Source organism: Sulfurospirillum sp. SCADC (genome assembly GCF_000743525.1).
Lineage (GTDB): Bacteria > Campylobacterota > Campylobacteria > Campylobacterales > Sulfurospirillaceae > Sulfurospirillum.
This window is the reverse complement of the sequence record NZ_JQGK01000021.1, coordinates 39,183-48,331: the sequence shown is the minus strand read 5'-3', so window position 1 is coordinate 48,331 and position 9,149 is coordinate 39,183. Positions and strand designations below refer to the sequence as shown.

The window sequence follows — 9,149 nt, the reverse complement described above, 5'->3', positions numbered from 1 at the left end:
TTACCAACTAGCAATTTGGGTTATACATATAGTCCTAATACTTGATGATCCCAGTAAATCCTGGGATCGTCTCATACGACTAGAACTTATAGTTTACATTAACCCATAATTCGTCGGTATCTTTTTTAGTAACGACAGAGGTAGTATCATTTGTTACTTCTTTATCATACGTAACATATGTGATGTCCGTTGACAACCCTTTAAGTGCGGGAACGGCATACATGACTTTTACAGAGTAGCCATCAATATCAGCATGCGTATGTGCAGCTGTTGTAATGGTTGAAGCATTTGATGCATCTTGCGAAGCATTGACATAAGCTAACTCACTGGTAAGCCCCATAATACCAACTTTTGAAAAATCATACGTTGTCGCTATTTTATAACTGTCCATGCCAGAATAACCATTAAACACCAATGGACCACGAATGGAAAGCATAGTATAACACAATGGCCCATTACCAAGACCTAAGAGAGCATCATCGTCATCGTTTACCGTCGTATAAGCAACCGATGCGCCAAAGCCATAGAGTTCGGAGAATCCTGCGCGTAATCCAATCATGTTACCATCAATATGCGCCGTATCTAAATTGTCACCAGCACGAGAGCCTCTATAATTTGCATCAAAATTAAGTTTGAAATTACTGACAGGGAGAATATAATTGGCTTCTGTATAGTAAAATGAGATATCATCTGTTTTATTAATCGTAACGCCATAAGCACCAAAATTAGCTTTCATATTCACATCGGTTACTTGTACATATTGTGCTGTTAATTTTAAGTTGGATATAGAAGTATTAATAGCACCTAATGCATAAATATCTTCAAATGCATAGGCAGTTGGACCTGCACCTGCTAAGACAATTTGTTTTGCAAATTCTGGGGCATCATAAGACCATGTTGCTGCTGTATTACCATTGTAAATATCTCCCGTTCTACCTTGGAATCTTTCAACATAGTGTGCAAAAACTGTTGTTTGAGGAAGATCGGTATTGGTAATAGCCGCGCCCTCATAAGACTCTCTCATGATTCGCGTAGGATTGCCTGCTATAAGGGGGGGGTTGTAATGTATTGACGTCCAATTTTAATATCTGTTTTACCAATGTGGTAACCTAGGTAAGCTTCAGAGAGAACCGTTCCTTGAGTAGCTGCTTCTTTATTAAAAAGTTTCTTTGCATTTTCTTCAGCAAACGGTGTAGCGCTCCCTTGAAACGTCAACCCTACTCTAAAACCGTAAAATGTATCTGTCACGTAACCGAGTTCAACCCCTAAGTTAAAAATATTTTCATTATGTTGGGCAGCTCCACCAAAGTTACCTTCATCGGTTCTGTCCCAATACCACGCTTTTAATGTTCCTGCTACCTTACCATTTTTAAATGCATCTGCAAGTGTATCTGCTGCATACATCTGACCACCAAGCCCCAAAACCATAACTGTTACAATACTAAGTTTCGCGAATTTCATCTTTGCTCCTTTATGCATTTTACATGTAAAACACGTTTCCTATCTGCCCCATTCGTTTACCGCAAAACCAATGGGGCTTCTCTTTACCGCCCCTTATTTCATCTCTTCGGCTAATTTTTTCTCAGCCTCATCTTTTTTCGTATCTAACTTACCTTTGTAGTATTCATACTCAGGTTTGTAGTAATTGAGCATACTTCTAAGCCCATGATGCCCCACTTCAACGTGACAGGAAGCACAACTGATTGCTTTATCCGTCTCTTTCAAGCTATCATAGTGCGCATGCATTTTGCGACCTTTTTCACTGATGGCTTCATTGGTTTTGTAGTTGGTGTGACATCCTGCACACGCTGTGTCTTCTACAAAATGCGCCCTATTAGCACGATTGGGGCTTGCCAATCAATCGCATCAGGATTGCCAAAGAAGTGAATGGCTCCTTCTACAACGCCATTTCGAGCCTTCGTTGCGATGTACGCAAAGACATTGTCATGGGGTAAGTGGCACGCAACACAGCTTACTTTGATGCCTACTTTACCGTTTCCGCCATGCACATCATTATGATAGGCGGCAACCATGGGTTTCATCTCGTGACACACGATACAAAAACGATCGTCACTCGTTCGATGTAGCCCTTCATACAGCACCCATGAACTGAGTAACCCAATCAATACACCAATCAACAGCGATAGAAGCAGGTTGTTTTTGATGATGAGAAATAGTTTCTTGATCATGGCGTTGCCCTCATCCATAGTTTCACATCATTGCTATGACAGCTTAAACACATATTGTCTGACTTTTTGTGTTCATAGTGACACTCATCACAATAGAGTTTTGGACCATCATGAATGGAGTTATGTGGATTTGTATGTAATGCATCCATAAATTTAAGTCTATCCGCCAAATACTGTTTCGTTTTATGACAGGATAAACACCCTTTATCTTCTATTGCTTTAAAATTTTCAGGCTCATCCCCTTGACCTTCATGGCAGTCTGTACATTTAAATGCAAGCTTTTCATGATGAGGCTTTATGGGAAATTTTTCTTTCATTTCAGGAGTGATGTTCAACTGAGGGGAAGAAGCTTTCACTTCACTCCCCACCAAAGACATTACACCGAGAATCAGAAAAAACCCTAGTGCTAAAAGAGTTTTTTTGCTACGCATGATTAGATGTTTTCTCCTGCAACCATACCACATACGAGACAGTCGGCAATCGCACAACTACCTAGACGACTCGCACCATGTGTACCGCCCGTTACTTCACCCGCAGCAAAAAGACCTGGGATTGGTTTATTGGTATTGGCTGAAATGACTTGTGCTTTCGTATTGATTTTTAGACCGCCCATCGTATGGTGAGGTTTTGGCACCAAACGAATCGCATAGAATGGTCCTTTCATCTCAATGGCTTCTTTACCTTTTACGTCTTTAAGTGTTTGTTTTTTAAACTCATCCACTTCGCCCGCTTTTGCTGTTTCATTGTACTTTTTAATCGTCTCTTTAAGTGCATCCGCAGGGATTTTATAGTTTGCAGCAAGCGTATCGATGGTATCAAATTTTTTCATAACACCAGAGGCAAGACCTTTTTCAACTGCAGCATAGATTTGCTCTTCAAAGGTATTATATGTACCGATTGCAACAGGGTATGCTTTTGGATCTTCTCTTAAAACAACATACTCAGCGTCCGCTCTTGTTTTTCTATCTGCCATTTCGTTCATAAAACGTTTACCGTTTCTAATATCAACTGCAATACCAAGTACAAATAACCCTTGTTGTGTGAGAAGTGGTGCTACACCAAAACCTCTCTCATCTGGGCTTGCCCATGGCCCTTCTTGAATCCAGCTAATATGTACAGGAAGTGCTCCGATTTGGAATGCTTTTAAAAGCGCACCTGCAGTTGCACCCTCATGATTCGTTGCATCCATGTCAGGTTTCATACGAGGATCTTGTAGCATTCTAAAATCTTTATCCATAGAGAAACCGCCACTGGCTAAAACAACACCTTTTTTAGCTTTATAAACTTTTTTCTCACCTGATTTATTTTCGATATCATCATTATGGAGTTTATTATCAAAACGGTAGTTAATACGTGCAGTGACGCCTACAACCGTTGTACCATCCGCACTCATAACAAAATCATCCATTTTGGCACGTGTTACCATTTTACAACCAGAAAGTTTCTCAACAAATGCTGCCATTGGCTGAATGATGCCTGAACCACTCATATTTTCAGTAACAATTGTTCTAGGAACAGAGTGTCCACCAAACCATGTAGGTTTTTTACCCGTTTGAAATTTTGCACCGCATTTTACGGCAAAATCAAATGTCTCTTGGGCACGATCAGCAATCAACTCTAGCATTTCGACGTGATTAATACCAAGACCTGCTTTTAAAGCATCTTTAACAAAGAGTGCTTTAGAGTCTTCAATACCAAATGCTTTTTGATCTCTATTCATTGGAACCGCAAAGGCACCACCATTAATAGCTGAGTTGCCACCTACACGTCCCATTTTCTCAAGAATAAGTACTTTGTACCCACGCTCAGCCGCTTTTGCTGCTGCAGCAAGACCTGCAAAACCTGAACCAATTACGATAACATCGTACTCTTCATTAAACTTAACATCTTTTTCAGTTGGTGCTGCTGCCATTGCATTGGTTGCACCGAGCATTGCTAAACCTGCCGTACCTAGAGCTCCTATTTTTAGGGCATCACGTCTTGACATTGTCTCTTTACTCATTGTATTACTCCTTTTTGAAATAGTATTTTTTATTTCTAACTTAATTTTAACAATTAGCTGTGAGATTTAATGTGAGATATGCTTGAAAGAGATTATTTCAACCAAAGTGTGTTACTTTTGACGAAAAATAGTTTGAAAACAGTCAAAATAGTCGGTTTTAACGCACTTAAACACCCCATTTGGCTTCTTTTTGTATACTTCCAATTCATAAAGTAAGGGTTTAGGTTGATGCAAACACGCTATGGTGATCGAAAAAAGTGCTACCACTGTTACAGACCCGCAAGTTCGTGCATGTGTAACCACATTCGCCCCATTGAGACAAAAACGAAATTTATCGTTTTGATGCACCCCAAAGAGTTTAAAAAGACCAAAAACGGCACGGGACATCTCACGCACCTTTCGCTTCTCAACTCCGAACTTTTTATGGGTATTGATTTTACTGACCATGCACGCATTAATGAAATTATCGCAACGCATGAGAGTTTTATTCTTTATCCTTCCCCTCACGCCATCAACCTCAGCCATGAAAATCCACGGACGCATACATCTTTACATGTAAAAAAACAAATGGCGATTTTTCTCATTGATTCGACCTGGGCGTGTTCGCTCAAAATGATGCGTGAAAGTAAGAATTTGCATGCTTTGGCGCACATCAGTTTTGAGCCTACCAAGCGCTCAGAATTTAAGATCAAAGAACAACCACTAGAATATTGTCTCTCGACCATCGAGTCCACGCTTAGCGTATTAGAACTGCTGAGTCAGTGGCAGATCGAAACGATAGCACACGAAAAACTAGAGGCATTTCTCACCCCGTTTCACGCGATGATTACGTATCAACTCGCGTGTATCCAAAACCCTTTGCATCAAGCGGTCAGGTTCAAACCAAAACGCACCTAAACATTTTACATGTAAAGATTTTTCCTTACATGTAAACCCTTTAAACCCACTTTTAGACCACTTTGGTTATAACTTCACGATTTATTTTTTAAAAATTACTTAAAAATTTCAAAGGAGTGTGGGGTCAAGCTGGATGTTTTTGTAACGTTTCTTTACACAAAAATGTATCAAAATGAAACGGTGTAACGTTTTGCTACAATAGGATGTGTCAAAAAGGTACATTTTCCTCTCAAAAACGCTCTCTTTCCCAAAAAAGTCGCTTTGAAGTCGCTTTGTATTTTTAGAATGCACACATCTTATTAAAAGGAATACAATGATCTTAGGGTGGAAACACATGGCACTGTGGAAAAAGATCTTTATCGGACTCTGTTTGGGTCTACTCGTCGGGCTACTGTTTAAAGACGTAGCACTTATGCTCAAACCAGTGGGCACACTGTTTATCAATATGATTAAAATGTTGATCGTACCTTTGGTGTTTGTCACGTTGGTCACGGGCATCACGTCGATGGAAGATTTGAGCAAAATGCGTCGCATTGGCATCAAAACGTTTTCGATCTACTTAATCACCACAGCGATTGCGGTCGCCATTGGTCTTGCATTTGGTCTTATCTTTGAACCAGGTGCTGGTGTTGCACTGAGCAATACCGCAGCGGTTGCAGCAAAAAAAGAACCACCATTGGTTGACACACTTCTAGCACTCATCCCAACCAATCCGATGGAGAGCTTAGTCAAAGGTGATATTTTACAGATTATCGTTTTTGCTATTTTCTTGGGTATTGCGATCAGTATGGCAGGCGAAAAAGGAAAACCCGTTGCAGCCTTTTTTGAGTCGTTTTCTGAGGTCATGTTTAAATTAACCGAAATCGTCATCTCGTTTGCCCCTATTGGTGTTTTTGGTTTGATGGCATGGGTTTCTGCGTCGTACGGTGTGGATGTGCTCATTAGCCTTGCAAAAGTGATCGGATGTGTGTACATCGCGTCGATCATTCATATGGCACTGACGATGGGCGGAGGCATTGCTTTGATCGCAAGGCTTAATCCTATCAAGTTTTTTAAAGGTGTCGTTTCGGCGCAAACAGTCGCATTTACAACCACCAGTAGTTCAGGAACACTTCCTATCACCACCAGCAACACCATTCACAATCTGGGTGTTTCCAAGCCGATTGCAAGCTTTGTATTGCCACTTGGTGCAACCATCAATATGGATGGAACCGCGATTTACCAAGGTATTTGTGCAGTGTTTGTCGCCCAAGCATTTGGGGTTGATCTTACGTTTGCAAACTACTTGACCATCATCCTTACGGCGACATTAGCGTCCATTGGTACCGCAGGTGTTCCAGGGGCTGGACTTATTATGCTCTCATTGGTTTTAACGTCGGTCAATTTACCCTTAGAAGGTATTGCTATCATCGCAGGAATCGATAGAATTTTAGATATGGCACGCACCACCGTCAACATCACAGGCGACGCGATGACCGCGGTTATCGTCGCTAAAGGTGAAGGCGAACTTGATGAGAAAATCTACAACCAAGACAACGTCGAATAGACCTCTTTAACACTTTACATGTAAGGATTTTTCCTTACATGTAAAGACTTACCCAAACGCCAACCACACGCCAACACCTAACATCAATGTGCCAGCGATGCGGTTCATCAGCCTCACATTGTCACCTTTTTGCAAAAACAGACGCAAGGTGTTGCCGCCACTTGCGTAGATGATCATACAGATCAATTCCAGCGTTAAAATAATCGCCAAAAGCACCGAAATTTGAGGAATGAGCGGTTTTGTTTGGTTGATAAAGGGCGGAAGAAGGGCTATGAAAAACGCCCATCCTTTTGGGTTTGCAATCGCGGTGACAAAGCCCTGAAGGGCTAAAGACGTTGCGGAGATCGTCGTCGAACACTCCGCTTTGGAAAGTGCCATCTTGCCACGATTGAGCCAGAGTTGCACGCCCAAATAGCCCAAATAGAGCCCACCCACGTACTTAAAAATCGTAAAAATATCAGGATGATTGATCATAATCGCTGCGACCCCAATGACCGAAGAGAGCGCAACAATCGCCACGCCGACTAGCTCGCCTGCCATCATGTAAAACGTGCGCTTAAGCCCGATGCTCATCCCAAGGCTCATCGCAAGCGTCATACACATACCAGGAGTCACCGAAACAAAAAAGAAGGTGGGAAGAAAAATTGCCATAATCGAAAAATCAACTGCAGAAGCCACGTCACATCCTTTATGAAAAATAGTATTATAGCCCATCTCATCTTTCTAAAAAATGGAAGTTAATTTTAAACGGTTTCATTTAATTTCAAAAAAGTTTCGTAGAATAAACAAAACATGAAAAGGCTATATCATGACTGTATCGGAAGCACTCAAAGCGAGAAAATCCACACGCGCTTTTTTACCCAAAGAGGTTTCACCCACACTCATCAAAGCCATACTAGAAGACGCCAAACACGCACCCTCGGGCGTCAACATGCAACCGTGGCACGTGCATGTCGTAAGTGGTGAGAAAAAACGCACGCTGGAAACTAAAGTCATCGAAGCGTTTGAACGTGGCGATAAAGAGGTCATGGACTACGCCTACTACCCTTCCTCTTGGGAAGAACCTTACAAAAGTCGTCGCAAAGAGACAGGGCTTTTAATGTATGCTACACTGGGCATTGCCAAAGAGGACAAACCAAGGCAAATCGAGCAATGGAAGCTCAACTACCGCGCCTTTGACGCACCTGTCGTACTTTATTTTTTTATCGATAAAAGCCTAGAAAAAGGCTCCTACCTCGACTATGGCATGTTTTTGCAGTCTGTTATGCTCAGCGCCACGGAAAAAGGGTTGGCGACCTGCCCACAAGCCGCACTCGCTGAATTTCCAAGCATCGTTAAACGTGAACTTGGCATCACAGAGAACCTGCTTTTGCTGTGTGGCATGGCACTTGGGTACGAAGATAAAGAGGCGCTCATCAACCGCTACCGAACACCTCGCATGAGCCTTGAGGCGTTCGTAACGTTTCATGTTTAAACCTTTACATGTAAAGAAAAATCTTTCGTCTAACCCATTTTCAAGTACAATACCTTAAAACAAAAGGATAACGTATGCGTCTACTTGGCAATGTGTTGTGGTTTCTTTTAGGTGGCGTTTTTATGGGGCTTTCGTGGTGGTTTTTTGGCGTCATTGCTCTGCTCACGATTGTTGGGATTCCTTGGGCAAAAGCTTGCTTTGTCATCGGTCAATTTACGTTCTTCCCTTTTGGCAAAGAGTCCATCAGCCGCAAATCACTGCATCAAAAAGAGGACATCGGCACGGGAACATGGGGGCTTATCGGTAACGTTCTTTGGTTTGTTTTTGCAGGTATTTGGCTGGCTATCGGGCATATTATGTCTGCCATCGCGTGCTTTATAACGATCATCGGCATTCCTTTTGCGATCCAACACCTGAAACTCGCCGTCATTTCACTTGCACCCATCGGTCAAACCATCGTCGATAAAGAGGTCGCTGCGGTGATTCAGCAAAAAGAGGCGGAAGATTTTGTGGAGCAATCACGCTAAGCGATGCCCATAACGATCCATCCCTTTGACACTCAATTTACCACCGAAATTGTCAACCTCCATCACGCCTCCGTGCATGCGATTGATCCACTGATTTATTCGCTTGAACAACAAGAAGCATGGGCGCACACGCCACCCAATTATCCCTATTGGGTTAAAAGGCTCGCTCTTAAAAAACCGTTTGTGGCGATGGTGGAAGCAAAAATTGTCGGGTTTATTGAGCTTGAAGCAAACGGACACATCGACTGTGCGTACACGCATCCAACGTATCAAAAATGTGGCGTGATGCGTTCGCTTTACACATATGTAGAAAATGTGGCAGAGCAAAAAGGCATAAAACGGTTATACCTCGAAGCCTCTATCGTCGCAAAACCTTTTTTTGAAAGACGAGGTTTTATCACACTAAAGCGCAATGAAATTAAGAGAAATGGGCAGATGATTGTGAATTATTCGATGGAGAAGATGCTCAGCTGAATCTTTACATGTAACAAACCCAAACTGCTAGTTGCGAAGA

General features: G+C 42.0%; 12 protein-coding genes. 5 read left to right on the top strand and 7 right to left on the bottom strand.

What is annotated here, in order from left to right:
* Positions 1 to 79 precede the first annotated feature (79 nt).
* The 6 genes from JU57_RS12585 to JU57_RS12570 all read right to left on the bottom strand — a co-directional run bounded on the left by JU57_RS12585 (position 80) and on the right by JU57_RS12570 (position 4,191).
* On the bottom strand, positions 80 to 1,024 hold the full coding sequence (locus tag JU57_RS12585; protein WP_051906879.1) for an OprD family outer membrane porin: 945 nt from the start codon (positions 1,022 to 1,024) through the stop codon (positions 80 to 82).
* Between the two features lie 20 nt (positions 1,025 to 1,044).
* Positions 1,045 to 1,461 carry a hypothetical protein gene (locus JU57_RS13840; RefSeq protein ID WP_051906877.1) on the bottom strand — a complete coding sequence of 139 codons (417 nt, stop codon included), beginning with the start codon at positions 1,459 to 1,461 and terminating at the stop codon, positions 1,045 to 1,047.
* A gap of 93 nt (positions 1,462 to 1,554) precedes the next feature.
* Positions 1,555 to 1,857, bottom strand: a complete 303-nt coding sequence (locus tag JU57_RS14170) for a hypothetical protein (RefSeq protein WP_294877382.1) — start codon at positions 1,855 to 1,857, stop codon at positions 1,555 to 1,557.
* Entirely contained in the window at positions 1,818 to 2,189 is a 372-nt protein-coding gene (locus tag JU57_RS14165; protein ID WP_294877380.1) for a NapC/NirT family cytochrome c, read from the bottom strand. Before JU57_RS14165 ends, JU57_RS14170 begins: the two co-directional genes overlap by 40 nt.
* Positions 2,186 to 2,566, bottom strand: a complete 381-nt coding sequence (locus JU57_RS12575; RefSeq protein ID WP_294877386.1) for a cytochrome c3 family protein — start codon at positions 2,564 to 2,566, stop codon at positions 2,186 to 2,188. Before JU57_RS12575 ends, JU57_RS14165 begins: the two co-directional genes overlap by 4 nt.
* A gap of 56 nt (positions 2,567 to 2,622) precedes the next feature.
* Positions 2,623 to 4,191 (bottom strand): flavocytochrome c, encoded by a 1,569-nt coding sequence (locus tag JU57_RS12570; protein ID WP_037961764.1) that lies wholly within the window; start codon positions 4,189 to 4,191, stop codon positions 2,623 to 2,625.
* A gap of 228 nt (positions 4,192 to 4,419) precedes the next feature.
* Here JU57_RS12570 and JU57_RS12565 point away from each other — a divergent pair, with 228 nt between their 5' ends.
* Together JU57_RS12565 and JU57_RS12560 are read left to right on the top strand one after the other, a co-directional pair.
* Positions 4,420 to 5,088: a tRNA-uridine aminocarboxypropyltransferase gene (locus JU57_RS12565; RefSeq protein WP_294877377.1), complete on the top strand. Its 669-nt coding sequence runs from the start codon at positions 4,420 to 4,422 to the stop codon at positions 5,086 to 5,088.
* Between the two features lie 313 nt (positions 5,089 to 5,401).
* On the top strand, positions 5,402 to 6,634 hold the full coding sequence (locus JU57_RS12560; protein ID WP_037961759.1) for a dicarboxylate/amino acid:cation symporter: 1,233 nt from the start codon (positions 5,402 to 5,404) through the stop codon (positions 6,632 to 6,634).
* 48 nt (positions 6,635 to 6,682) lie between these two features.
* Here the strand turns inward: JU57_RS12560 and JU57_RS12555 are convergent, their stop codons facing one another.
* Positions 6,683 to 7,312 carry a LysE family translocator gene (locus JU57_RS12555; protein ID WP_037961758.1) on the bottom strand — a complete coding sequence of 210 codons (630 nt, stop codon included), beginning with the start codon at positions 7,310 to 7,312 and terminating at the stop codon, positions 6,683 to 6,685.
* A 130-nt stretch (positions 7,313 to 7,442) separates the two neighbouring features.
* Between JU57_RS12555 and JU57_RS12550 the strand changes: the two genes are divergently transcribed.
* From JU57_RS12550 to JU57_RS12540, 3 genes are all read left to right on the top strand, one after another.
* Complete coding sequence (locus JU57_RS12550; protein ID WP_037961755.1) at positions 7,443 to 8,108, top strand: nitroreductase; 666 nt, start codon at positions 7,443 to 7,445, stop codon at positions 8,106 to 8,108.
* Between the two features lie 74 nt (positions 8,109 to 8,182).
* Positions 8,183 to 8,635 carry a YccF domain-containing protein gene (locus tag JU57_RS12545; protein WP_037961753.1) on the top strand — a complete coding sequence of 151 codons (453 nt, stop codon included), beginning with the start codon at positions 8,183 to 8,185 and terminating at the stop codon, positions 8,633 to 8,635.
* Positions 8,636 to 8,638: 3 nt separating this feature from the next.
* Positions 8,639 to 9,109 carry a GNAT family N-acetyltransferase gene (locus tag JU57_RS12540; protein ID WP_051906873.1) on the top strand — a complete coding sequence of 157 codons (471 nt, stop codon included), beginning with the start codon at positions 8,639 to 8,641 and terminating at the stop codon, positions 9,107 to 9,109.
* Positions 9,110 to 9,149: the final 40 nt, after the last annotated feature.